The 25,661-nt window shown below is 67.8% G+C and carries 19 protein-coding genes; 10 read left to right on the top strand and 9 right to left on the bottom strand.

Going from position 1 to position 25,661, the window contains the following annotated elements; genetic code table 11:
• Positions 1-67 precede the first annotated feature (67 nt).
• Together DSM104443_RS15510 and DSM104443_RS15505 are read right to left on the bottom strand one after the other, a co-directional pair.
• Complete coding sequence (locus tag DSM104443_RS15510) at positions 68-1,318, bottom strand: RNA polymerase sigma factor (protein ID WP_171093791.1); 1,251 nt, start codon at positions 1,316-1,318, stop codon at positions 68-70.
• A 34-nt stretch (positions 1,319-1,352) separates the two neighbouring features.
• Positions 1,353-2,252, bottom strand: coding sequence for a LysR family transcriptional regulator (locus tag DSM104443_RS15505; RefSeq protein ID WP_171093789.1), 900 nt, complete (start codon positions 2,250-2,252; stop codon positions 1,353-1,355).
• 101 nt (positions 2,253-2,353) lie between these two features.
• Here DSM104443_RS15505 and metE point away from each other — a divergent pair, with 101 nt between their 5' ends.
• Positions 2,354-4,645, top strand: coding sequence for a 5-methyltetrahydropteroyltriglutamate--homocysteine S-methyltransferase (metE, locus tag DSM104443_RS15500; RefSeq protein WP_171093787.1), 2,292 nt, complete (start codon positions 2,354-2,356; stop codon positions 4,643-4,645).
• Positions 4,646-4,715: 70 nt separating this feature from the next.
• Positions 4,716-5,504, top strand: coding sequence for a hypothetical protein (locus DSM104443_RS15495; protein WP_171093785.1), 789 nt, complete (start codon positions 4,716-4,718; stop codon positions 5,502-5,504).
• An 11-nt stretch (positions 5,505-5,515) separates the two neighbouring features.
• On the opposite strand, the gene DSM104443_RS15490 is transcribed toward DSM104443_RS15495, so the two are convergent.
• Entirely contained in the window at positions 5,516-6,052 is a 537-nt protein-coding gene (locus tag DSM104443_RS15490) for a YaeQ family protein (RefSeq protein WP_171093783.1), read from the bottom strand.
• A complete protein-coding gene (locus DSM104443_RS15485; RefSeq protein WP_171093781.1) occupies positions 6,052-6,318 on the bottom strand; it encodes a hypothetical protein in 267 nt (88 codons plus the stop codon). Before DSM104443_RS15485 ends, DSM104443_RS15490 begins: the two co-directional genes overlap by 1 nt.
• A gap of 84 nt (positions 6,319-6,402) precedes the next feature.
• Between DSM104443_RS15485 and DSM104443_RS15480 the strand changes: the two genes are divergently transcribed.
• From DSM104443_RS15480 to DSM104443_RS15465, 4 genes are all read left to right on the top strand, one after another.
• The gene (locus DSM104443_RS15480) at positions 6,403-7,581 is read left to right on the top strand and encodes a TCR/Tet family MFS transporter (protein ID WP_171093778.1); all 1,179 of its coding nucleotides are present in this window, start codon (positions 6,403-6,405) and stop codon (positions 7,579-7,581) included.
• Between the two features lie 154 nt (positions 7,582-7,735).
• Entirely contained in the window at positions 7,736-10,693 is a 2,958-nt protein-coding gene (locus DSM104443_RS15475; RefSeq protein ID WP_171093776.1) for a sensor histidine kinase, read from the top strand.
• Entirely contained in the window at positions 10,690-11,325 is a 636-nt protein-coding gene (locus DSM104443_RS15470; RefSeq protein WP_171093775.1) for a response regulator, read from the top strand. The genes DSM104443_RS15475 and DSM104443_RS15470 overlap by 4 nt, the downstream gene beginning before the upstream one ends.
• Positions 11,326-11,453: 128 nt before the next feature.
• Complete coding sequence (locus tag DSM104443_RS15465; protein WP_171093773.1) at positions 11,454-12,155, top strand: alpha/beta hydrolase; 702 nt, start codon at positions 11,454-11,456, stop codon at positions 12,153-12,155.
• 69 nt (positions 12,156-12,224) lie between these two features.
• Here DSM104443_RS15465 and DSM104443_RS15460 read toward each other — a convergent pair whose 3' ends face one another.
• Positions 12,225-12,839: an arylesterase gene (locus DSM104443_RS15460; RefSeq protein ID WP_212756726.1), complete on the bottom strand. Its 615-nt coding sequence runs from the start codon at positions 12,837-12,839 to the stop codon at positions 12,225-12,227.
• Positions 12,836-14,290 carry a cardiolipin synthase gene (cls, locus tag DSM104443_RS15455; RefSeq protein ID WP_171093770.1) on the bottom strand — a complete coding sequence of 485 codons (1,455 nt, stop codon included), beginning with the start codon at positions 14,288-14,290 and terminating at the stop codon, positions 12,836-12,838. The genes DSM104443_RS15460 and cls overlap by 4 nt, the downstream gene beginning before the upstream one ends.
• Before the next feature lie 269 nt (positions 14,291-14,559).
• Between cls and DSM104443_RS15450 the strand changes: the two genes are divergently transcribed.
• From DSM104443_RS15450 to DSM104443_RS15435, 4 genes are all read left to right on the top strand, one after another.
• Complete coding sequence (locus DSM104443_RS15450) at positions 14,560-16,032, top strand: M20 family metallopeptidase (protein ID WP_171093769.1); 1,473 nt, start codon at positions 14,560-14,562, stop codon at positions 16,030-16,032.
• A gap of 679 nt (positions 16,033-16,711) precedes the next feature.
• The gene (locus DSM104443_RS15445) at positions 16,712-17,920 is read left to right on the top strand and encodes an MFS transporter (protein WP_171093767.1); all 1,209 of its coding nucleotides are present in this window, start codon (positions 16,712-16,714) and stop codon (positions 17,918-17,920) included.
• Between the two features lie 7 nt (positions 17,921-17,927).
• Positions 17,928-19,187, top strand: coding sequence for an efflux RND transporter periplasmic adaptor subunit (locus tag DSM104443_RS15440; RefSeq protein ID WP_171093765.1), 1,260 nt, complete (start codon positions 17,928-17,930; stop codon positions 19,185-19,187).
• Complete coding sequence (locus DSM104443_RS15435) at positions 19,184-22,288, top strand: efflux RND transporter permease subunit (protein WP_171093762.1); 3,105 nt, start codon at positions 19,184-19,186, stop codon at positions 22,286-22,288. Before DSM104443_RS15440 ends, DSM104443_RS15435 begins: the two co-directional genes overlap by 4 nt.
• A gap of 141 nt (positions 22,289-22,429) precedes the next feature.
• On the opposite strand, the gene DSM104443_RS15430 is transcribed toward DSM104443_RS15435, so the two are convergent.
• From DSM104443_RS15430 to DSM104443_RS15420, 3 genes are all read right to left on the bottom strand, one after another.
• Complete coding sequence (locus DSM104443_RS15430; RefSeq protein WP_171093760.1) at positions 22,430-22,792, bottom strand: hypothetical protein; 363 nt, start codon at positions 22,790-22,792, stop codon at positions 22,430-22,432.
• A 76-nt stretch (positions 22,793-22,868) separates the two neighbouring features.
• On the bottom strand, positions 22,869-23,186 hold the full coding sequence (locus tag DSM104443_RS15425; RefSeq protein WP_171093758.1) for a hypothetical protein: 318 nt from the start codon (positions 23,184-23,186) through the stop codon (positions 22,869-22,871).
• A gap of 34 nt (positions 23,187-23,220) precedes the next feature.
• Entirely contained in the window at positions 23,221-25,656 is a 2,436-nt protein-coding gene (locus tag DSM104443_RS15420) for a putative bifunctional diguanylate cyclase/phosphodiesterase (protein WP_171093756.1), read from the bottom strand.
• Between the last annotated feature and the right edge of the window lie 5 nt (positions 25,657-25,661).

The raw sequence follows: 25,661 nt of genomic DNA, 5'->3' as shown, positions 1-25,661 counted from the left end.
GGGGAATTGCGCCCTTCCTGCCCCCTAGTCGAACGGCAGGACGGGGATTTCGACATCGCGCCGAAAATTATTTTTCGAGCTCGGCCAGGCGGGCGCGGAGGAACCGCTGCTCGCTGGGCTGGCGGGTGAGGGCCAGGGCCTTCTTGTAGGAATGGGCGGCCTCGGCGGACTGGCCCAGCCGGCGGCAGAGGTCGGCCCGGGCGGAGTGGGCGAGGTGGTAGTCGTCGAGGCTGCCTTCGGCGAGCAGCGTGTCGACGAGGGCGAGCCCCGCGGCCGGCCCGTCGCGCATGGCCACGGCCACGGCCCGGTTCAGCGCGACGATCGGCGAGGGGGTTGCCTGCAGCATGAGGTCGTAGAAGCCGACGATGCGGCCCCAGTCCGTGGCCCCGGCGCTCGGGGCCAGGGCGTGGATCGCCGCGATCGCCGCCTGCAGCGTGTAGAGCCCGATCTCCCCGGCGGCGAGGGCCCCTTCCACCAGTTTTACGCCGTCGGCGATCTGCGCGCGGTTCCACAGCGATCGGTCCTGGTCGGCGAGCAGCACGATGTCGCCGTTCGGTGCCGTGCGTGCGGCGCGGCGCGACTCGTGCAGCAGCATGAGGGCGAGCAGGCCCACCGCTTCGGCTTCCGGAAGCATCTCGACGATGAGGTGCCCGAGGCGGATCGCTTCGCCCGAGAGGTCGTGGCGCGTGAGCGTTTCACCGGAGGAGGCGAGGTAGCCCTCGTTGAAGACGAGGTAGATCACGCGCAGGACACTGTCCAGGCGCTCGGGCAGCTCGGTGCGTCCCGGTACTTCATACGGGATGCGCGCATCGCGGATCTTGTTCTTGGCGCGCACGACGCGCTGCGCGATCGTGGCCGGCGTGGCGAGGTAGGCGCGCGCGATCTCTTCCGTGGTGAGGCCGCAGACTTCGCGCAGCGTGAGCGCGACCTGCGCGTCGGGGGCCAGCGCCGGGTGGCAGCACGTGAAGACGAGGCGCAGGCGGTCGTCCTCCACGCCCTCGCGATCATCGAGCGTGGCGGGGTCCGTGGCCTCGTCCAGTTGCTCGGCCACATCCTCCAGCGAGACATCCCATTTTGCGCGGCGGCGGATGCGGTCGATCGCCTTGAAGCGGCCGGTCGAGACGAGCCACGCGCGTGGGTTCGCGGGAATCCCCTCGCCCGGCCATTGCTCGACGGCGGCGATGAAGGCGTCGTGCAGCGCCTCCTCGGCGATGTCGAAATCGCCCAGCAGGCGGATCAGCGTGGCCAGCACGCGCCGCGATTCGGCGCGATAGACCGCCTCCACCTGGGCCTGGATACCCGTTGCGACGTCGTTCATCTCCCCATTATGACCAACGCGCGCGGGCCGAGTTTTACCGTTCCTTGACGGTTCGGCGGGATCGGGCGAGGTCCACGAAGGCGCGGACGTAGTCGATGCCGGCGTCCGCTTCGCGGGTCCCCAGGAAGATCTGCTTGGCGATGCCTTTTTCGCCGAGGCGCACGGCCGTCACGTCCAGCTTCGCGGCGTACTCCTTCACCAGCCACCGTGGGAGGGCGGCGACGCCGCGGCCGCTCACGACCATCTGCAACATGATGTCGGTGGTCTCGATGGGCTTGTGGCGCTTCGGGCTGATGCCGGCGGGCATGAGGAACTGCGTGTAGATATCCAGCCGGTCCGTCTCGACGGGGTAGGTGATCAGCGTCTCGTTCGTGAGGTCCGCGGGCTTCGCGAACTTCGCCTTCCGCAGCGCATGCTTCGGGCCCACGACGAGGACCTGCTCGTAGTCGAAGACGGGTTCGAACCGCAGGCCCGGCTTGTAGAGGGGATCGGGCGTGACCAGCATGTCGATCTCGTAGCCGAAGAGCGCCCCGATGCCGCCGAACTGGAATTTCTGCTTCACGTCCACGTCGACGTCCGGCCACTTCGCGAGGTAGGGCGAGACCACCTTCAGCAGCCATTCGTAGCAGGGGTGGCACTCCATTCCGATTCGCAATGTGCCGCGCTCGCCCTGCGCGAACTGGCGCAGCTTCCCCTCGGCGAGTGCCAGCTGCGGGAGCACGCGGTTGGCGACGGCGAGGAGGTATTGGCCCGCTTGCGTGAGGCGGAGGCTCCGGCCTTCGCGCAGCCAGATGTCGGTGCCGAGCTGCTGCTCCAGCTTCTTCATGCTGTGGCTCAACGCCGATTGCGTGAGGTGGAGCTCGCCCGCGGCCGCGGTGAGCGAGCCCAGGCGCTCTACTTCCCGGACGATCGAAAGGTGGGATCTCTCTAGCATGAGTCGATCTCATGGATGATTGAATTAATACCATTTTACTTCATGGGCCTTCGAGCCCAGGATTTCCGGCTTCCCCCTGCCTTTTCGTCCGGAGATCCACCATGTCGCTCGTCCACAACCTCGGCTTCCCCCGCATCGGTGCACGTCGCGAGCTCAAGTTCGCGCTGGAGTCCTACTGGAAAGGTGAATCGTCGCGCGACGCGCTGACGGCTCAGGGCCTCGCGCTGCGCACGCGTCACTGGGCGGAACAGGCCGGGCTCGATCTTGTTCCCGTCGGCGACTTCTCCTTCTACGACCAGGTCCTCGACATGAGCTTCACGCTCGGCAACCTGCCCGAACGCGTGCAGGGCTTCCATGGCGATGCGCTGGACAACTACTTTCGCGTGGCGCGTGGTCGTTCCGCCGCGGGCGCCGACGATCACGTTGCGTGCTGTGGCGGTGTTGCCGCGGGAGAGATGACCAAGTGGTTCGACACCAACTACCACTACATCGTCCCCGAGTTCACGGCCGCGACGGGATTCAAGCTGGACGCGTCACGCCTGCTGGATCAGTTGGCGGAGGCGAAGGCCCAGGGGGTGAACGCGAAGCCCGTCATCATCGGGCCCGTCACGTACCTGTGGCTGGGCAAGTCCAAGGACGGCTCCGACAAGCTGGCGCTGCTGCCGCGGCTGCTCGCCGTGTATGCCGAGCTGCTCGAAGCGCTCGCGGGGCAGGGCGGGCAGTGGGTGCAGGTCGACGAGCCGGTGCTCGTAACGGAGCTGGACGATGACTGGCGCCATGCGCTGACGCATGCGTATCACGAGCTCAAGTCCAGCCGCGTGAAGATCCTGCTCGCCACGTACTTCGGCACGCTGGGCGACAACTTGTACCTGGCGGGCAAGCTGCCCGTGGCCGGCATCCACCTCGATGCCATCAACGCGCGTGGCGAAGTCGACGCACTGCTCGGCCATCTGTCCTCCCACAAGGTGCTTTCGCTCGGCGTGGTCAACGGCCGCAACATCTGGAAGACGGATCTCGAAGGCGCGCTCGAATGGCTGGAGCCGCTGCACGAGCGCCTGGGCGATCGCCTGTGGATCGCGCCGTCTTGCTCGCTGCTCCATGTCCCGGTGGACCTGGACGGCGAACAGAAGCTGGATGCCGACGTGAAGTCCTGGCTCGCGTTCGCGCTTCAGAAGCTGGACGAATTGAAGGTGCTCGGCACGGCGCTCCACAGAGGGCGTGATGCCGTGAAGGCGGAGCTCGCGGCCAACCGGGCCGCCCTCGCTTCCCGCCGCGGCTCGCCGCGCGTGAACAATCCCGCGGTGAAGGAGGCCCTCGGCAAGCTGGATGCTTCGCTCGGCCGCCGCCGCAGTGCCTACGCCGAGCGTGCGGCGAAGCAGTCCGCGCGCTTGAAGCTCCCGGCCTATCCGACGACGACCATCGGATCCTTCCCGCAGACGGCCGAGATCCGCCATGCGCGCAGCGAATTCAAGGCCGGGCGGCTCGATGGCGCGGGTTACCGCGACGCGATGCGCACCGAGATCGAGCGCAGCGTGCGCGAGCAGGAGATGCTGGGACTGGATGTGCTCGTGCACGGCGAAGCCGAGCGCAACGACATGGTCGAATACTTCGGCGAGCAGCTCGAGGGCTACGCCTTCAGCCAGCTCGGCTGGGTACAGTCCTATGGCTCGCGCTGCGTGAAGCCGCCGATCCTCTTCGGCGACATCCGCCGTCCCAAGGCGATGACGGTGGAGTGGATCCAGTACGCGCAGTCGCTCACGCAGAAGCCGATGAAGGGCATGCTCACCGGCCCGGTCACGATCCTCAATTGGTCCTTCGTGCGCGACGACCAGCCGCGTTCGGTGTCGTGCCGCCAGTTGGCGCTCGCGATGCGCGAGGAGGTGCTGGACCTCGAGAAGGCGGGCGTGCGCGTGATCCAGATCGACGAGGCGGCGCTGCGCGAAGGACTGCCGCTACGCAAGTCGCAGTGGAAGGAGTATCTCGGCTGGGCCGTCGAAGCGTTCCGCATCACGGCCAACGGCGTGGAGGACGAAACGCAGATCCACACCCACATGTGCTATTCGGAGTTCAACGACATCATCGCGTCGATCGCGGAGATGGACGCCGACGTGATCACGATCGAGACCTCGCGCTCGGACATGGAGCTGCTCGACGCCTTCGACAGCTTCAAGTACCCCAACGAGATCGGGCCGGGGGTCTACGACATCCACTCACCCAACATCCCGACGCCGGAGCACATCGTGGCCCTGATGCGGAAGGCCGCGGAGCGCATTCCCGCCGAGCGGCTCTGGGTCAATCCGGACTGCGGGCTGAAGACGCGCCAGTGGGAGGAGGTCATCCCGGCGCTCGCCAACATGGTGGCCGCGGCGAGGACGCTGCGAAAGGCGGCCTGACCGCCTCCGTTTTTCCTCCAATCCTCCCGGAGACCGGGACACGGGGCCGCTGCGGCGATAACGTCGCCGCATGCCCCGTGTCCTCCTCGCTTCACTGGCCCTCGTTCTCGCCGCCTGCGGGAGCGGGGGTGGTTCGAGCTCGCCCGCTTCCCCGCCGCCCCCTCCGCCCCCGGCCGGGACGAAGGCGGACGTGCAGATCCTCATGATGGGCAACAGCCACACCTCCGCGAACGGCTTGCCCAACATGGTGGCGGCCCTGGTGCGCGCGGCGTGGCCCGGCCGCACGGTCGAGGCGGTCGAAGCGCCCACCTGGATGTTCCTCCAGCAGCGCGCGTCGGATCCGGCCTCGCTCGCATTGCTGCGCTCCACGCCATGGCGCTTCGTCGTCCTGCAGGCGCAGGAGTACAGCAGCTCGGGGCTCTTCGACTATCCGATCGACGGCGCCGTGGCGCTGGTCCGGGAATCGCGAGCGGTGGGCGCGTTGCCGATCCTGTTCCCCGAGTGGCCGCGTGCCGAAATCCCCGAGACGCAGCGCATCTATGACCTGCACCTGTCGATCGCGCGCGTGGCGCCCGCGTGCGTGCCACCGATCCCGCAGGCGTGGGACCTGGCGCGCGTTCGCCTCCCCGATATCGAGCTGCATGCGCCGGATGGAAACCACGCGCGGGCGCCGGGCTCGTTGCTCGCGGCGATGGTGATCACCGCGACGATGACCGGCGTGTCCCCGGGCCTGTTTCCGGCGATCGAGGGCGTCGGGGTGGATGCCGGCGTGCAAGCGCGGTTGCGCTCGGTGGCGGCGGAGACGGTGACGGTCTATGCGCCGCGCACGGGATGTCCGGGCGATGCGGTCGGGCCCTAGCGCGAGTTACTTCACTTCACGCGGTGCGGCGCGATCTCGAGCGTCTCGCCATCCTGCTCGAGGTACACATGGCCATCCTGCACGGTGCAGGAGACGGTCATCGTGCGATCGGCGCGCGAGGCGAGCGTGCGCGTGATCTCCGGCGCCAGGTCGTAGACGCTGAGGTTGTCGAGGCGGCCGAGTGCCGAGCCATTCGCGTTCCACCACATCTCCGCCGATCGTCCGCCGTACGTGTAGACGATCACGCGGTTGGCGCGCCCCGAAGCCTTGCGGATGCGCCGCTCGTCGGGTAGCCCCACGTCGATCCACGCGTCGATGGCGCCGGTGAGGTCGGTCACGGCGAGGTCGGCTTCGTCCTCGGTGGAGATGCCGCGGCCGAACGCGAGGAACTCGTCGGCGTTGAGCGCGAAGGCCAGCAGGCGAACCATCATCCGTTCGTCGGTCTCCGACGGATGGCGCGCGATCGTGAGCGAGTGCGAGGCGAAGTAGTTGCGGTCGAGGTCGGAGACTTGCAGCTCCGCCTTGAAGATCGTTGCCTTGATGGCCACTACTTGGCCTTCAGGCCCTTGCGGATGATCTCGTCGACGACTTCGTTCAGGCCCTTGCCGGCTGTCACCTTGGCCTGCAGCTCCTTCACCAGGTCGCCATGCAGCTTCACGGCGAAGGGCACGAGGCCTGCTTCCTGGTCGCGCTTGCGCTGCTCGCGGCGGTCCGCGGACTCGAGCCCGCCCTTGCCGAACTTGTCGGACGGGCCCGGCTGGTTTCGCACGGCGATGGTCTTGCCCTTCAGTTTCTGGAGATCGGCGGGTTTCAAGTGCACTCCTGCGATGGGTGAACCCTCGATTCTATAGAATGCGGCTCCCCATGCGTCGTTCCCGCGAACGCGGGAGCCCAGCCGATGAGAAAAGCCACGCTCACCTTCATCTTCATCCTCGTCGCGCTCGACGTCCTGGCGCTCGGGATCATCATCCCGGTGCTGCCGAAGCTCGTGGAGCGCTTCATGGGCGGCGACACGGCGCGCGCCGCGGAGGTCTTCGGGCTCTTCGGCACGGCGTGGAGCCTGATGCAGTTCTTCTTCATGCCGCTGCTGGGCATGCTCTCGGACCGTTTCGGCCGCCGTCCGGTGATCCTCATCTCCTGCCTCGGCATGGGGCTCGACTACTTCTTCATGGCGCTGGCCCCGAGCCTCGTGCTGCTCTTCATCGGTCGGCTCATCTCCGGCATCACCGCGGCTTCGATCTCGACCGCCTTCGCGTACATCGCCGACGTGACGCCGCCGGAGAAGCGCGCGGGCGCCTTCGGCATGATCGGCGCCGCATTCGGGCTCGGCTTCGTGATCGGCCCCGCGCTGGGCGGCGTGCTGGGCAGCGTCGATCCGCGCCTGCCGTTCTGGGTCGCGGGCGCGATGGCGATCCTGAACGCGGCCTACGGCCTCTTCGTGCTGCCGGAATCGCTGCCGCCGGAGAAACGCGCGCCCTTCAACTGGAAGCGGGCCAATCCGCTGGGCTCCCTCACGCTGCTGCGCTCGCACAAGGAGCTGTTCGGACTCGCGTCCGTGCTCTTCCTCATGAACCTCGCGCACATGGTGCTGCCGAGTGTCGCCGTGCTCTACATGGGCTACCGCTACGGCTGGGGCGAGCTCGCGGTTGGGCTCGTGCTTGCCGGCGTGGGCGTGTTCGCGGTCATCGTGCAGGGCGGGCTCATGAAGCCGGTCGTGAAGCGCGTCGGCGAACGCATGGCGATGACCATCGGCCTGCTCTTCGGCACGGTGGGCTTCGTGATCTACGGCCTTGCGCCGACGGGAATCCTCTTTCTCGTCGCGGTGCCGATCATGTCGCTGTGGGGTTTCGCGGCTCCCTCCGCCCAGGCGCTGATGACGAAGCACGTCGGGCCTTCCGAGCAGGGGCAACTGCAGGGTGCGACGGCGTCGTTGGTCTCGATCGCCGGCATCGTCGGCCCGGGTCTCTTCACGCAAACCTTCGCGATGACGATCACCACGTTTCCGGGTGCGGCGTTCGTGATGGCGGGCGCGCTGCTGCTCGCGGCCGCCACCGTCGGCTGGCGCGTGACGAAGTAGTCCGCCTCCGTCCGTGCCTGCACCCCCATTCGGGTTATCGCGCGGGCACGCGATCACGGCATGGCCCGACCGGCGCCGCCGCCGCATAATTCCAGCCTTGGAGAACATCCGGAGGCGAACAGTGCGGGTTCGCGGCCTGGCGGCGAGCTGTGCGATGGCGGCGTTTGCACTCGCGTCCACGGCGTGCTGGCCGATCGACCGCGACCGCAGCTTCGCGCAACTGCATCACGTTCCCTGGACGGCTCGCGACGGGGCTCCTGCCGATGTCGAGGCCATGGCCCAGACGGAGGATGGATTCATCTGGCTCGGCACCCGGAGCGGGCTGGTTCGCTTCGACGGCCTGCAGTTCGAGCGCTACGCACCCGCGAGCGGCGACACGCTGTCCTCCGGGTCGATTCGCTCCCTCCTCGCGCTGCCCGGCAATGGATTGATCATCGGATGGGTCTTCGGGGGTGCCACCGTGTTGCGCGATGGCCGCACGACGCATTTCGGCGCGAAGGATGGATTTCCCGGCGGCAGCCCGCACCAGTTCCTTGCCGACGCCGACGGCAAGCTCTGGGTGGCGACGGCCAACGCCCTGGCCCGCTTCGACGGCACGCGCTGGCAGGCGATCGGCGCCGACTGGAACTTCGCCGGCCAGCGCGCCATCGCGCTCTTCCTCGATCGCGATGGGACATTGGGTGCGTTCACTCCCAGCACGCTCATGATCCTGCCCAGGGGAGGCACCGCGTTCCAGCCCACGGGCGGCAAGTCGACGACGCGAGCGCCGATCGCGAGGGCGCGTGACGGAACCCTGTTCGTCTCGGACGGGCGGGGCATCCGCTCCATCGCGAGCCTCGCGCAATACGACGAGAGTGACCGGCCGGTTCTCGTGGCGACGACGACCGTCAACGCGCGGCGGATGATCGTGGACCGCGACGGAAGCTTGTGGTTCGAGGACTACGCCGGCGTGGGGCGCATCGCGCATCCGGAACGTCCGGGTGCCACGGCCGAGTACTTCACGAAGGCCGAAGGCCTCTCGGACGTGGGTGCCGCTCCCCTCCTGGAGGATCGCGAGGGCAATGTCTGGGCCGCCACGCCCGGCGGGATCGACCGGTTCCGCGGGGGGCCTTTCGTGTCGCCGGCGGGAGCCCTGCAGTTGAGCGGCGCGGCGCTGGCGCCCGACTCGAACGGCGGCCTCCTGTTCACGGGATTCAAGGGCGAGAGCTGGCACCTGGCGGCGGATGGAACGGTGAGCGCGTTCGGGCCGATCCGCGGGATCTGCGCCTATCGCGACCCGGATGGCATCGTCTGGTTCGGATCGCAGAAGGAGACTCCGCGCGTCGCGGAGCTGTGGCGCCACCAGGCGGGCCGGCTCGATCGCGTGGACCTGCCCGCCGACATTCCGCTGAACGCCACCGTGCAATCGATCACGATGGATGCCGGCCGCTCCCTCTGGGTTTCGGTGCGGCGCGCGGGCATCTACCGGCTCTCGCAAGGCGCGTGGTCGAAGCCGGCGGAGTTGCCCGAAGCCGGCAAGCGGGTGGCGGTCGTCATGACGGCCGATTCGAAGGGCCGTGTGTGGCTCGGCTACGCCGAAGGCGGCGTTGCCCTTTGGGACGGCGGGAAGGTCCGCACGTACGGCGCGAAGGAAGGTCTCGACGTCGGCACGGTGTTCGCGATCCAGGAGAAAGGAACCCACCTCTGGGTGGCAGGCGAGCGGGGCGTCGCGATCCTTGAGTCCGATCGCTTCCGGGCCGTGTCGATCGAGGAGCGCGACGTGCTGCGCGGCATCGCGGGACTGCTGGAGACCGACGGCGGCGATCTCTGGCTGTTCGCCTCGACCGGCGTGATTCGAGTCCCGGCGGATCAGGTCCTGGCGGCGCTCGGGCAACCGGGCCGTGCGATGAGCGCTCGCCGCTACGATTACGACGATGGCTTTGCCGGCGCTCCCCCGGCCATCGGTCCGCTGCCCGCGCTCGTGGCAACGACCGACGGCCGACTGTGGTTCGCGACCAGCCGCGGCGTGTTCATGCACGATCCGCGGACGGCCGGCGCGAACCGGGTCGCGCCCACGGTCGTCGTGAAGGCCCTCCTCGCCGGGGGCGCCCACCATGTCCCGGCCGGGAACGTCGGCCTTCCCGAGCTGATCACGAGCGTCGAGATCGACTACACCGCGACCTCCATGACCGTGCCACGACGCATGCGCTTCCGGCACAGGCTCGAGGGGGTCGACACGGACTGGCAGGAAGCCGGCGCACGCCGCCAGGCGTTCTACACCAACCTTGGTCCCGGCCACTATCGATTCCAGGTGACGGCAGCGAACGAGGATGGCGTGTGGAATCCGGCCGGCGCGAGCTTCGAGTTCACGATCGCACCGGCCTGGTACCAGACGAGGTGGTTCTTCATGCTGTGCGCGCTGGCCGCGATCGGCGCGTTGGCGCTCGCCTATCGCCTGCGCATGGACCGCGTGAGCGCGCGGATCCAGGCGCGCCTGCAGGACCGCCAGCTCGAGCGCGAACGCATCGCGCGCGACCTGCACGACACTTTGCTGCAGGGGTTCCAGGGATTGGTGCTCACGTTTACGGCGGCGATGCGGCGCATTCCGCCGGGAGAGCCTGCCCGGGCGCAGATGGAAAAGGCCCTCGAGCGCGCGAGCGGCGTCCTCGCCGAAGGGCGCAACCGCGTCCGCGACCTGCGCGACTCCGTCGTCTTCCAGGGCGACCTCGCCGCGGCGCTGAAGGATGCCGCCGACGACCTCGCGCATGCCCATCCGGCGGCGTTCGCGCTCACGGTGCAGGGCGACCGGCGCCGCCTGCATCCGCTCGTGCTCGAGGAGGCGTACCGGATCGGCCGCGAGGCGCTGGCCAATGCCTATCGACATGCCGCCGCGAACCGGATCGAGATCGAGGTGATCTTCGATCCCGCGCAGTTGCGCCTGCGCATTCGCGACGACGGCATGGGCGTCGCCGGCGATGTGCTCGAGAACGGGGTGCCCGGCCATTGGGGCATCACGGGCATGCGCGAGCGAGCGCAGAAGCTCGGCGCGAGGCTCCTCATCCGCAGCGGCACGGGCTCGGGGACGGAGGTCGAGCTCGACATTCCCGGTACCGTGGCCTACGACTCGCCATGACGACGACGCCCGCGAAGCCGATTCGCCTGCTGATCGTGGACGACCACCCGCTGCTGCGCGAGGGCGTGGCCGCCGTGCTCGAGGACGAGCCCGGTGTCGAGGTCGTCGCCCAGGCGACCAACGGGCTCGAGGCCATCGAAGCGTTCGAGAAGTACCTCCCCGACATCACCTTCATGGACCTGCAGATGCCGCAGATGAACGGCATCGATGCGATCGCCGCGATCCGGTCGCGCTTTCCGGCCTCGCGCATCGTCGTGCTGACGACGTACAAGGGCGACGTGAGCGCCTTGCGGGCGCTGCGCGCAGGGGCGGTGGGCTACCTCCTGAAGGACCAGCTCAGCACGGACCTCATGGAGACGATTCGAACGGTGCATGCCGGAGGGCGGCGCATCCCTCCCGAGATCGCCGAGGCCCTCGCGAGCCACCTCGGCGAGGATGCACTTTCCGAGCGCGAGATCCAGGTGCTGCGCAGCGTCGCGCAAGGCAACTCGAACAAGCGCGTCGCCGCCGAGCTCGGCATCAGCGAGGAGACCGTGAAGGGGCACATGAAGAGCATCGCCGAGAAGCTGAACGCCAACGACCGGACCCACGCCGTCACGATCGCCCTTCGCCGCGGCATCCTCGAGCTCTGATCCCCCCGATCTGGGGACCCTGCGTCACCGCGTTTCAGGCTGTAGCGCCGGCCGTGCACGCGCCACGATGGAGTCGCTGCACATCGATCGCTCATGGGGAGCGTTCACAAAGCGAAAGGAAGTCCATCATGGTCCACCTTGCAACCGCACTGGCTTCGATCGTCCTCGTCCACGGTGGATTCGTGGACGGCTCCGGCTGGGAGGACGTGTACAAGATCCTGAAGAAGGACGGCTATGACGTGAGCATCGTCCAGAATCCCACCACGTCGCTTGCCGATGACGTCGCAGCAACGAAGCGCATCATCGCGACGAAGCAGCAGCCGGTGATCCTCGTCGGCCACTCCTATGGCGGCGTTGTGATCACGGAAGCGGGCAACGATCCGAAGGTCGCGGCGCTCGTCTACATCGCGGCCTTCGCGCCGGACAAGGGCGAGTCGGTCGGATCGATCATCAAGGATCCCGTGCCCGGCACGACCCCCCCGCCGATCCAGCCCGCGGGCGAAGGATTCCTCGGACTCGACAAGGCGAAGTTCCACGAAGCGTTCGCCGCGGACGTCAAGAAGGACAAGGCCGACTTCATGGCGAACTCGCAGGTGCCGTGGGGCGTGAACGCGCTGAACGGCGCCGTCACCGAGCCGGCGTGGAAGACGAAGCCGAGCTGGTATCTCGTCGCGACCACCGACCGCATGATCCCGCCACCGGCGCAGCAGGCGATGTCGAAGCGCGCCGGCTCGACCGTCGTCGAGGTCGCAGGGAGCCACGCGATCTACGTGTCGAAGCCCCAGGCCGTGGCGTCGATCATCAAGGCCGCCGCGCAGTCCACGAAATAGCAATGAATGGGGTCAGACTCCAATTAGGTTGAAGACCTCAACCTAATTGGAGTCTGACCCCATTCATCTTCAGACGGCGCCGGCTTTCTTCAGCATCTTCGCGACCGACTCGGCGATGTGGCGGTAGCCGTCGGCGTTGGGGTGCACGAGGTCGGACTTCAACTTGTTGTCGGTGAGTACGGCCGCGAGGATGTCGATCTCCACGGGAATGCCGAACTCCTTGCCGATGTCCTTGTAGAAGAGCGGCATCGAGACCCCGAATCCGGGCTTCGGGGTGGCGACGAGGACCACGGCGATCTTGCGGTCGCGCGCGAGCTTGATCATGGCGCGCAGGTTGGCGGCCGCCTCCTCCTCGCTCATCCGACGCAGGAAGTCGTTTCCACCGTGGCATAGGATGAGAAGCGCCGGCGTCTCTTCATCGAGCACGCCCGGCAGGCGCGCCAGGCCCTCGGCGCTCGTCTCGCCCGGCACGCCCGAGCGCACGACCTTGCGGCCGATGAGGCCTCCGAGCACGGCGGGATAGGACTGCGCGGCACTGGCTCCGGTGCCGAAGGTGAGGCTGTCGCCGAAAGCGAGCACGGTGGCACCGGGATCCAGGCGCGCCATCTTCGGGTAGCTGCCGCCGCAGGCAGCGAGTGCGAACGCGAGCAGCAGCGCGAAGGCGCGCGCGAGACGAACCCTCACAGGACGGGCGACGTGAGCCGCGCCACCGACTCCAGCAGCGCGGAGAGCTTCGCGCCCCGCCGGCGCTTGTGGTGCCGTGCGACCGCGCGGTCCTCCGCGAACGTCTGCGCGAGCTGGTCGATCACGTCCTTGTCGTAGAAGGCCGCCGCCACCTCGAAGTTGAGTCGGAAGCTGCGGTTGTCCATGTTCGCGGTGCCGACCATGCCGAGCGTGTCGTCGACGATCATCGTCTTCGCGTGCAGCATCGGCGGCCCGAACTCGAAGACATGCACGCCGGCCTCGCCCATCGCGTCGCAGTAGGTGCGGGACGCCGCCGTCACCAGCTTCGAGTCGCCCTCGTGCGGCACGATGATCTGCACGTCCACGCCGCGCAGCACCGCGATCTTGAGCGCGAACTCCAGCGGCTCGTCGGGAATGAAGTAGGGCGTCGTGATCCACACGCGATGCCGCGCCGTGGAGATCGACGCGAGGATGAACGCGTGGATCGAGTAGCGATCGTCATCGGGGCCGGAAGCGAGGATCTGGACCGCCTTGCCGGGACATTCGCGCGCTTCCGGCATGTAGCGCTTCACGTTGTCGAGGTCCAGCACGAACTTGCCGCCCGAATACGTCCAGTTCTCGATGAAGAGGCGCTGCAGCCTGCGCACCGGCTCGCCGTCGATGCGCGTGTGCATGTCGCGCCACGCTCCCTTGCCCGACGTCGTGGCGCTCACCGGATCGTGCAGGTTCTTGCCGCCCATGAAGCCCACGGAGCCGTCGATCACGACGATCTTCCGGTGCGTGCGGAAGTTGGCGAAGTTGAGGCCGCCCGCGGAGAGGCGCAGCGGATTGAAGTGATGCACCTCGCCGCCCGCATCGACGAGCGGTTTCCAGAAGTGGTCGTTGGCCGCGCGCGAGCCGACCGCATCGACCACGATCCGCACCTCCACGCCGCGCAGGGCCGTCGTCGTGAGCAGGTCGCGAATCCGCGTGCCGACGCTGTCCGGCTCCCAGATGTAGTACTCGCAGTGCACGTGGTGCTGCGCGGCCGTCATCGCGCGCTCGAGCGACGAGATGTACGTATCGCCCGTGTCGAGCAGCTTCACCGAATTCGCAAACGTCGGATCGCCCTGGCCCAGGCGTGAGACCACTTTCGCGAGCGCATCGGCCTCGGGACTCAACCGCGGCTTCGTCTTGCAGGCCGAGCCGCGGATGTACTCCTGGATCTGCCCCGCGATCGAGCGCCGCGCGAGGCTGTAGCGCAGGCGCCGCCGGTGCAGCCGCCTCGGGCCGAACACCATGTAGTAGATGCCGGAGATGAACGGCAGCGCCACGAACGCGAAGATCCACGACAGCGTAGCCGCCGCCGGGCGTCGCTGCAGCAGGAGCGTCCACACCGCGCCCACCACCCAGATGAAATAGGCGGCGAGGATCAGCTTGAGGTAATGCTCCGAGAGGAAATCCAAAACCATGGCGGCAAGGATACCGGGTCGGCCTGATGGCCGACGCTGCGCTCCTTAGGGACCCCTTGAACCACGGAGGCACGGAGACACGGAGGGCCACGGAGAAAATCGGATGGCATGTCAGTTGGCGGACGGTCATGACTCACCGAGGCCCAATCCCGTCACGTCCATTCATGTATTGCTCCGTGGCCCTCCGTGTCTCCGTGCCTCCGTGGTTCAAGGGGTTCCGAGCACAAAAGCGAAGCGTAAAATAGACGAATCGAAAGCAAGGAAAGACCATGACCGCCCGCCAACCCATCGCCCCCGCCATCGACGTCGCCGCCCTCGAGTCCCGCATCTCGAAGCAGTGGGACGACGACATCACCCCCCAGCTCGTCGAGTACGTGAAGCTGCCGGCCAAGAGTCCGCATTTCGACCCGGATTGGGTGAAGCACGGCCACATCGAGGCCGCGATCCAGCAGGCGAAGCGCTGGGTGGAGAAGCAGGGCGTGGCCGGCCTGACCCTCGAGATCGTCCGCATCGAAGGCCGCACCCCGGTCCTCTTCTTCGACATCCCCGCAACCGGCGGACGCGATGCGAGCCGCACTGTGTTGCTCTACGGCCACCTCGACAAGCAGCCCGAGATGACGGGCTGGCGTCCGGGCCTCGGCCCTTGGATCCCGGTGATCGAGGATGGCAAGCTCTACGGCCGCGGCGGCGCCGATGACGGCTATGCGGTCTTCGCCGCGCTCTCGGCCATCGCGGCGCTCGATGCGCAGGGCGTCTCGCGCCCGCATTGCGTGGGCCTGATCGAGACGTGCGAAGAGAGCGGCAGCTACGACCTTCCCGCCTACCTCGAAGCGCTCGCGCCCCGCATGCACGATGTGCAGCTCGTGGTCGCGCTCGATTCGGGCGCCGGCAACTACGACCAGCTCTGGGCCACGACGTCGCTTCGCGGCCTCGTCAACGGCACGCTCGAGGTGCGCATTCTCGAAGAGGGCGTGCACTCCGGCGACGCGGGTGGCGTGGTGCCGTCGTCGTTCCGCATCGCACGCTCGCTGCTCGACCGCATCGACGACTCGCGCACCGGTGTCGTGAAGCCCGCGGCGTTCAATTGCGACATCCCCGCCGAGCGGCTCGAGCAGGCGAAGCAAGCGGCGCAGATCCTCGGCGACACGCTGTGGCAGCGCTTCCCCTGGACGTCGTGCTGCGACGACCAGGGCACGGCACGCCTCTTCGCGCAGCCCGTAACGAAGGATCCGGTCGAGCTGGTGCTGAACCGCACGTGGCGTGCCGCGCTCGCGGTGACCGGTGCCGACGGCCTTCCCGCCCTCGAATCCGCGGGCAACGTGCAGCGCCCGTACACGTCGTTCAAGCTTTCGCTGCGCATCCCGCCGCTGGTGGACGGGCCGCAGGCGGGCGCGGAACTGAAGCGCGTGCTGGAAAGCGACGCGCCGTATTCCGCGAAAGTGAGCTTCGAAGCCGATTCCGCCGCCACCGGATGGAACGCGCCCGCCACCGCGCCGTGGCTCTCGGCCGCGCTCGATCGCGCATCGCAAGCGCTCTGGAGCAAGCCCGCGGCGTACATGGGCGAGGGCGGCACCATCCCCTTCATGGGCATGCTCGGCATCAAGTTTCCGAAGGCGCAGATGCTCGTCACCGGCGTGCTGGGGCCCAAGTCCAATGCGCACGGGCCCAATGAGTTCATCCACCTCGGGTATGCGAAGAAGGTCACGGCGGCGACCGCGATGGTGATCGCTTCCGTCGAGTAGATTCAACAGGCGAGGGGGACGAGGGGGTCGGTAGGCCTTTTTTCGTCGATTCCGGACTCGGGGGATCGTGGACTTCGGGACGCACTTCACGTTGACGTCACTTGCACTGGTTGCAGGCGGAGCATCCAGGACCGCGGCATGAGGCTTCACTCCGATGCGAACGGTCCATTCCCCCGGTCCTCCATCGAGAAAAAAGTCCTACGCGACCCCCTGTCCCCCGCGACCCGTTGCGATGCGAGGGTCGTGATCGAAGTTCGGACACCTGAGCCTGATGTCGGTCGGACCTTCGCATTCGAATTCGGTCGGTGCTTCGTCGCCGGTCGCGGAGGGCAGGGGGTCGCGTCGGGCTTTTTTCCTTCGGCGAGAGGACTGGCGGAATGAACCGTTCGCGTCGGAGTGGGGCCAGATGACGCGGCCTCAAATCTTCGATCTGCAATCGTCGCAAGTGACATCGACGCGTCGGACGCACACGACTAGTCCACGATCCGCCAGATCCGGGGGCCGAAGGACAAAAGACCGACCGACCCCCTCGCCCTCCTCACCGTTGTAGCCCCGCCCTCCTCGCGAGGGCAAAACGACCTCTGAATTTGCAACGAGTTGTAAGGCGGAGGCCGAAATAGGCACTTCCTGTGCGGCGCATCACTCGAAGGGACAGACCCGGTCGGTAGAATGACCGGTGATGGAAACTTCGAAGGCAGGTGCGCCCGGCGCGGCCATCGTCGCGCTCTCGGCAGCCGCCTTCGGTAGCGGCCTTTCGTTGCGGGTCACCGACCCGTTGCTGCCGCGCCTCGCGACGCAGTTCGACGTGACGCTCGGTCGCAGCGCGGATGTCGTCACGTTCTTCGCCGTCGCCTATGGCTTGTCGCAACTCTTCTTCGGCCCTCTCGGGGATCGCTTCGGGAAGGTCCGCGTCATCGCGTTCGCCTGCGTGGCGAGCGCGGTCACGGCATTGCTGTGCGCTTTCGCATCGAGCTTCGAGATGCTGCTCGCCGCGCGGCTGCTGGCCGGCATCACCTGCGCCGCGGTCATCCCGCTCGCCATGGCGTGGATCGGCGATGTCGTCCCCTACGAGCAGCGCCAGCCCGTCATCGCGCGCTTCCTCATCGGGCAGATCCTCGGCGTCGCGATGGGCCAGCTCTTCGGCGGCTTCGCGGCCGACCATGCGCACTGGAGCACGCCGTTCTACGTGCTCGGTGCTTTCTTCGCGCTCGTGGCCGCGGCGCTCTTCGCCGTGGTCGCCGGCCTGCCCGCCGCCGCGCGCACGACGATCGCCGTGCCGGGCAATGCCGTGGCGCATGTCTTCCGCGAATTCCACAACGTGGTGTCGCGGGCCTGGGCGAGGCAAGTGCTCGTCACCGTCTTCCTCGAGGGCCTGTTCGTCTATGGCGCTTTCGCGTTCATCGCCTCGCACCTGCACCGCACCTATGGCGTGTCGCTCTCCACGGCGGGCGCCGTCGTGATGCTCTTCGGCGCGGGCGGCATCGGCTTCGCGGCGTTCACCGCGGGGTTCGTGGCGCGCTACGGAGAGCAGGGCCTGATCTGGCGCGGCGGCCTCCTCGCCGCGGTAGGCCTGCTTGCCATCGCCGCGGGCGGCGGATGGCAATGGGCGGCGCCGGCGAGCGCGCTGCTCGGGTTCGGCTTTTACATGCTGCACAACACCCTCCAGACCAACGCCACGCAAATGGCGCCCGAGCGGCGCGGCGCGGCGGTGTCATCCTTCGCTTCGTTCTTCTTCCTGGGGCAGGCCGCGGGCGCATTCGCGGCGGGCCTCGCGGTCGAGCGGTTCGGAACAGGCCCCACCATCGCGGTGGGCGGGGCCGGAGTGCTCGTCGTCGCCCTGGCATTCGGCCGGGCGAAGGCACGCCGCGAGTATCATCCACAACCATAAAAGACCCATGAGCGCACACGACATTTCCCATCCTCCGCGGCGCCGCACCTGGCTCGTCGTCGCCGTCATCGTCCTGATCGTCGCCGCGTCGGGCTTCTGGTGGTGGTCGCGCGCCAAGACGGACGACAGTGCCGCCAAGAAGGGCGGCGGCGCCGTCTCGGTCGTCACCACGACCGTGCAAAGCCGCGACGTGCCCGTGAAGCTCACCGCCAACGGCTCCGTGGTCGCGGTGCAATCCGTGGACCTCCGCTCGCAGGTGACGAGCACGGTGCGCGAGGTGCACATCAAGGAGGGCCAGTTCGTGAAGTCGGGCGACCTGCTCTTCTCGCTCGACTCCCGCGCCGAGGAAGCGAACCTCAAGAAAGCCGAAGCGCAGGTCGAGAAGGACCGCGCCGATCTCGCCAACGCCAAGCGCAACCACGAGCGCAACCGCGAGCTCTTCAACCAGAAGTTCCTCTCGCAGGCCGGGCTCGACACGTCGCAGAACCTGGTGGACACGCTGAGCGGCCAGCTCGCCGTGGATCTCGCCGCCATCGAATCGGCGAAGGTCGCCCGCGCCTACATGGAGATCCGCGCGCCGTTCGCGGGGCGCACCGGCACGATCGGCGTCCGCGCCGGCAGCCTCGTGCAGCCCGGCGGCGGAAACTCCACGACCACGCCGCCGCTCGTCACCGTGACGCAGATCGATCCGATCACGGTCTCGTTCACGCTGCCGGAGAAAGAGCTCTCGGGCTTGCAGCGTGCCGTCGCCGCTGGACCGGTGACGGTCACCGCGACGCTCGACAACAACGAGTCGATCGCCGGCAAGATCATCTTCGTGGACAACGCCGTGGACACCACGACCGGCACCATTCGCGTGAAGGCCGAGTTTCCCAACACCAACGCGCGCCTCTGGCCGGGCATGTACGTCATCGCCACGCTGTCGCCGCGCACGATGGAGAAGGCCTCCGTCGTTCCCGCGCAGGCCGTGCAGACGGGGCCCGAGAATCGCTTCGTGTACGTCGTGGGCGAGGACAAGAAAGTCAGCTCGAAGGTCGTGACGCTTGCGTACCTCGAGCGCGGTGTCGCGGTCGTGACCGGCGTCGAGCCGGGTGCACGCGTCGTGGTCGAGGGCGCGCAGAATCTGCGTCCCGGCAGCACGGTGGTCGAGGCCGAGCGCACCACCAAGGGCGGCGGGAGCGAGAAGAAGGGCGAGGGCAAGAAGGACGGCGAGGCCAAGAAGGCGGAGGGCGAGGCGAAGCCCAAGGCCGTGGAGGGCAAGTCATGAACTTCTCCGAAGCATTCATCCGCCGTCCGGTGATGACGGTGCTGCTGTCGGCCTCGTGCGTGGTGGCCGGCGCCATCGCGTACGACGACATCCCGATCGCGGCGCTTCCGCAGTTCGAGACGCCGACGATCAACGTGACGGCCGTGCTGCCCGGGGCCAGCCCCGAGAACATGGCGGCCTCGATCGCCACACCGCTCGAGAAGCAGTTCGCGACGATCTCCAGCCTGAACGTGATCTCGTCCACGTCCACGCTCGGCAACACCACCATCACGCTCGAGTTCGACAACGACCGCGACATCGACAAGGCCGCGGTCGACGTGCAGGCGGCACTGCTGCGCGCCCAGCGCCAGCTCCCGATCGAGATGACCGCGCCCCCCGCGTACCGCAAGGTGAACCCGGCGGATTCGCCGATCATCTTCCTCACGCTCACCTCGCCTTCGATGGCGCTCTCCGAGCTGAACAGCTACGCGGACAACCTCATTTCGCCCACGCTCTCGACCATCCCGGGCATCGCGCAGGTCGACATCAACGGGCAGAAGCGCTTCGCGATCCGCGTGCGGGTGCGCCCCGACGCGCTCGCCGCGCGCAACCTGACCGTGGACGACATCGCCGCCGCGGTGAAGGCGGCCAACGCCAACACGCCGGTCGGCACGCTGGACGGCGTTCGCCAGACGCTCACCATCCAGGCCAACCGCCAGATGACGCGCGCCGCGGAATACTCGAACCTCATCGTCGCCACGCTGGCCGGCGGCGGCCAGGTGCGCCTCCAGGACGTCGCCGACGTGGAAGACAGCGTCGAGTCCGTGAAGACCGCGAGCTGGGCCAACGGCGAGCGCGCCATCACGATGGCGGTGCGCCGGCAGCCTGACGCGAACACGGTCGCCACCGTGGACGCGATCAAGGCCGTGATGCCGAGCCTCATCGCGCAGATGCCCGGCTCGATCAAGGCCGAGATCCGCAACGACCGCTCGGTCTCCATCCGCGAGTCGATCCACGACGTGAAGGTGACGCTCGGCATCACCGCGTTCCTCGTGGTGCTGGTGATCTATCTCTTCCTGCGCAGGCCCATCGCCACGCTGATTCCGGCGCTGTCGCTGCCGATCTCGCTCATCGGCACGCTCTTCCTCATCAAGTGGCTGGGCTACAGCCTGGACAACATCTCGCTCCTCGCGATCACGCTCGCGGTGGGCCTGGTCGTGGACGACGCCATCGTGATGCTGGAGAACATCGTGCGCCACGTGGAGGAGGGCATGGAGCCCTTCGCCGCCGCGGTGCAGGGCTCGAAGGAGATGGGCTTCACCATCCTCTCGATCTCCGTGTCGCTGGTCGCGGTGTTCATCCCGATCTTCTTCATGCCGGGCGTGATCGGCGGGCTCTTCCACGAGTTCGCCGTGGTGGTGTCGCTCGCGATCCTCGTCTCGGCCGGCGTGTCGCTGACCCTCGTGCCGATGCTGGCCTCCCGCCTTCTCAAGCACGAGAAGGAGGACGATCCGGTCCTGCGCTACACGCAGTGGTTCGAGAACGGCTTCCGCTGGGTCCAGGGGCGCTACGCCGCGACTCTCGATTGGGGGCTCGACCACGCGCGCGTCGTGCTGGCCGTGGCCGCGGCGACGCTGCTGGCGACGGTGGCACTCTTCATCACCATTCCCAAGGGCTTCTTCCCCAACGAAGACATCGGCCAGATCATCACCACCGCGGAGGCGGTCGAGGACATCTCGTTCACCGCGATGACGGACCTGCTGCAGCGCGTGGGTGCCAAGCTGAAGGAGAACCCGGCGGTCGACACGGTGATCGTGAACGCCAGCGACTCCAACCAGGGCCGCATCTTCATCAATTTGAAACCGCTGGGCGACCGCCCGAAGATGGACGTCGTGCTGGAGCAGTTGCGGCGCGAGGTGCGCACCATTCCGGGCGTCAACGTCTATTTCAACCCGCTGCAGAACCTGCGCATCGGCGGGCGCATCAGCAAGGCGCGTTTCCAGTACACGCTGAAGAGCGTCGGCGACGGTGGCCTGCAGGAATACGCGGACAAGCTGATGGCCGTCATGCGCCAGGACAACAGCTTCCGCGACGTGACGAGCGATGCCCAGCTGAAAGGCCTGCAGGCACAGCTCAACATCGACCGCGACAAGGCCAACGCGCTCGGCGTGCAGATCCAGGACATTCGCACCGCGCTCTACTCGACGTTCGGCGAGCGGCAGGTCTCCACGATCTACACGCAGACGGATTCGTACCAGGTGATCCTGCAGGCCACCGACCCCGACCGCCGCGACGAGAGCGCCTTCACGAAGATCTTCCTGCGCGGCAAGGGCGGGACGCTGGTGCCGCTCTCGAGCATCGCCACGGTGGAACGCAAGGTGGGACCCATCGCGATCAACCACCAGGGGCAGCTCCAGGCCATCACGGTGTCGTTCAACCTGGCGCCCGGCGCCTCGCTGGGCGATGCTTCGGCGAAGATCGCGAAGTACAAGGACCAGGTCCAGATTCCCGCCAGCATCCTCACCAACTACGGCGGCGACGCGGCCGCTTTCCAGGCCTCGCAGTCTTCGCAGGTCTGGCTGCTCGTGGGCGCGCTGCTCGTGATCTACGTGCTGCTGGGCGTGCTCTACGAGAGCTACATCCACCCGCTCACCATCCTCGCGGGCCTGCCCGCCGCGGCCGTGGGCGCGCTGGTCACGCTGTGGATCTTCGGCATGGACCTCTCGATCATCGCGGTGATCGGGATCCTCATGCTGATCGGCATCGTGAAGAAGAACGCGATCATGATGATCGACTTCGCGCTCTCCGCGCAGCGCGAGCAGGGCATGAGCCCGCGCGAGGCGATCCACGAGGCGTGCATCCTGCGCTTCCGGCCGATCATGATGACGACGTTCGCGGCGCTGATGGGCGCGGTGCCGATCGCGCTGGGCCTCGGTGCCGGCGCGGAGCTGCGCCAGCCTCTCGGCCTCGCGGTGGTGGGCGGGTTGCTGTTCTCGCAGGTGATCACGCTCTACATCACGCCGGTGATCTACCTGGCGCTGGATCGCTTCTCCGGGAAGGGGCCGATTACCCGGCCCGTCGCGACTCCGATCACCGCGCCTGCGGCTCAGCCTGGCGACTAGTTAAGGCGAAAGGCGTCCTCCGCAGATAAACACGGATAAACGCAGATAAAGTCAAAAACTTGCAGGGCCAATCCCCTCAAGGTTTTTCATCTGCGTTTATCTGTGTTTATCTGCGGAGGACGCCTTTTGCCGTAACCCGCGCTAGCGGACAGGCGGAATCGCCTCGTCGGGAGAGAGCGTCCCGCACGAAACCTGCACCGACATCTTCTCGATATCGGGATCATTCACCCGCCGATTCACGCGAGCGACCGTGCCGGGGGCCAGCCACGCTTCCTTCCGCCAGGGCGTGAGCTTTCCGCCCTCGAAGTCCACGAAGCAGCGCACGCGCTGCCCCGAGCGGTTGCTCACATCCACCTGCGCCAAGGGTCCGGGCGTCGCTGTCGCGACGACATCCAGGCCGCTGGTCTCGGTCTTCAGGTCGATCGAATAGTTGTCGGGTGTCGCGAACGCGCCCAGGGACGCGATCGTGGCAGTGACGAGCAGGGTGAAACGGAACGTCCGCATGGCGCACCTCCTCATGCCACTTTGCGCTGCGGGAAGTGCCCAGCGCATCGGAATCGTCCGATACGCGTGTCGGCGGCTACGCCGGTTTGCAGCGCAGCGTCACGTGCAGGCGCGCGATGTCGTCCTTCATGGTGTAGCTGAGGGTTGCCGTCTTGCCGGGCTGGACCATCGCCGCGCGGCGCACCGGGGTCGCGAGGCCGCCTTCGAACTCCGCCCGGCAGTCGGCTTTCTGCGCCGACTTGTTCTGGAGCGTCACGACGGTCACCGCGCCGGAGGACGACTTCACCTCGATGTCGAGGCCGCCCAGCTCCTGGTCGATGTCGATGGGAATGACGCGGGGCGCGGCAACGGCCGCGGTGGCGGCGAGCAGCGTGCAGGCGAGCAGGGTGCGCATGGGGGACCTCCGGGGCAGTGCGGGTAGGACCCGCCTATTGCACCGTCGTTCCGAGCGCGGCGCGCGCGATGTGCGGGATGCGGTGGGCGTCGACCGGGCGGCTGAAGAGGTAGCCCTGCGCGAAGGGGCAGCCGGCGGCGGCGACGGCGAGCCGCTGCGGCGAAGTCTCGACGCCCTCGGCGATCACCGCGAGCCCGAGCATCCGCCCCAGCGTGGCCACGGCCTGCACGATCGCCATCGACTCGGGGTCGGACGGGCAGCCGGAGACGAACGAACGGTCGATCTTCACCGTGTCGAGCGGGAAGCGGCGCACGAGGGAGAGCGACGAGTAGCCGGTGCCGAAATCGTCCACCGCGAGGCGCACACCCAGCGCCTTCAACGAGCGCAGCGCCCGCTCGGCGCCGGCGGGATCGTGGACCATCATCGTCTCGGTGATCTCGAGCTCCAGCTGGTCCGGAAGGATTCCCGAGTTCTGGAGCGCCTCGTAGACCTCGTTCACGAGGTGATGGTGGAGCACCTGCCGCGCCGAGACGTTCACCGCCACGCGCATGTCGAGCAGCCCCGCGGACTGCCACTCTTTCAAATCGCGGCACGCGCGTTCCAGCACCCAGCGGCCGATGGCGAGGATGGAGCCGGTCTCCTCGGCGATGGGGATGAATTCGGCGGGCATCACCAGGCCGCTCTTCGGATCCCTCCAGCGCACCAGGGCCTCGACGTTGCGAAGCCGCCCGGTCGCGAGGTCCACCACGGGCTGGTACTGGACCATGAACTCGTCGCGCTCGAGGGCGCCGCGCAGCCGCGCCTCGAAGTCGAAGCGCTGCAGCGTGAGCTTGTTGATCGACGGCGCATAGAAGCTGAACGCGTTGCGGCCCTCTTCCTTCGCCTGGTACATCGCGATGTCGGCGTTCTTCACCAGCTCGTCGAGGTCGTCACCGTCGTCGGGGTAGCTCGCGATGCCGATGCTGGCGGTGAGGCCCACCTCGCGTCCGTCGATGGAGAAGGGATTCTCGAGGTGATGCAGCATCTTCTCGGCGAGGCGGCTCATGTCCTCGGGGCCGCCGTGGCCGGTGGCGAGGATCACGAACTCGTCGCCGCCCAGCCGCGCCACGAGGTCGGATTCGCGCACGCCTTCGCGCAGCCGCTCGGCCACGAGCTGGAGCAGGCGATCTCCGGCGAAGTGGCCCAGCGTGTCGTTGATCACCTTGAACCGGTCCAGGTCGATGAAGAGCACCGAGAAGCGCTCCTCGTTGCGCTTGGCGACCTTGAGTGCCCGGTCGAGGGCATCCAGGAAACTCGCGCGGTTCGGCAGCCCCGTGAGCGCATCGTGGAAGGCGCGGAAGCGCATGTCGTCCTGCAGGCGCTTGCGGTCGTCGATGTTGTGCAGCGCCGTGAGCAGGCAGCTGTCGCCCTGGTAGCGGATGCGCTGCGAGGAGATGACGGCCCAGAAGCGCTGGCCGTGGCGGTCGCGCATCTCCACCTCGAAGTCGCGGATGGCGCCGTCGCGGTCGATGGCGGCGATCATCGCGTCTCGCATCGTCGTGTCCGCATAGAACTCGCTCGCCTTCGACGTGCGCGCCTGCGCGGCGGTCACGCCGAACTGTTGGTGGGCGCGCGAGTTGGCGTAGACGATCGCCTCGTCGCGCCGGCGCACGATGAGCAGCGGCAGCGGGGCGCTCTCCACGAGCTGGCGAAGCTGCGCCTCGCTCTCGCGCAGCGACCCCTCCATGACGTCCCTCTGGCGCAGCAGCCGCCGCGAGATGCCCACGCCCGCGACCAGGAAGAGCGCCGACACGGCGAGCATGAGGGTGATGATGGCCCGCTGGGCGGTGCGCTGCGCGTCGCCCAGCGTGGCGGAGAAGCTGTCGGTGATCGGCACCAGCCGGTCGTTGATCTGGCGGATCTCGCGAAGGTAGCGCTGCACCTCGCCGTCGTCGGGGCCGCCCGCCGCGACCGACTCGCGAACGCGTGCGGCGATCACCGTGAGCTCCACGATCGCCTTGTCGGCCTCGCTCCAGAGGCGGATCACCTCGGCCATCGGGCCCGCGTCGTGGAACCACTGGAAGAGGCGGATCATCCCGGCGATGTCGTCGGGGTGGTTGCGGCCGCGGAGGAACCCGTCGCGAACGCGCGCGAGATCCGGCGTGGCGCTTTCGAGGCCGAGGCGCGCATCGCGGTCGCCCAGCGGCACGGCGATGGCTTTCTCGTAGGCGGCGAGGTCGGCGGCATCGCGGTCGCGCACGTAGCGCGCGAGGTGGATCACGGCTTCCTTCTGGCTCTTCGACCAGATGCTCTCGCCGGCGATGTACGAGCGGCCGGCGGCGAGCAGCTCCATGCTCTGTATGGCCAGGCCCAGCACGGCCACCGTGATCGCCACGAAAAGCCAGACGATGAGGACCAGGCGCCGGCCCCGGGGCGGGGCGGACACCGAGGGCGTGAGCGCCCGGGGGATGCTGCCGTCCTGCTGTGCCACGCTGC

Origin of the sequence: Usitatibacter rugosus, assembly GCF_013003965.1 — a bacterium.
GTDB lineage: Bacteria > Pseudomonadota > Gammaproteobacteria > Burkholderiales > Usitatibacteraceae > Usitatibacter > Usitatibacter rugosus.
The sequence above is the reverse complement of the archived record's forward strand: the minus strand, read 5'-3'. Positions and strand labels throughout refer to the sequence as shown.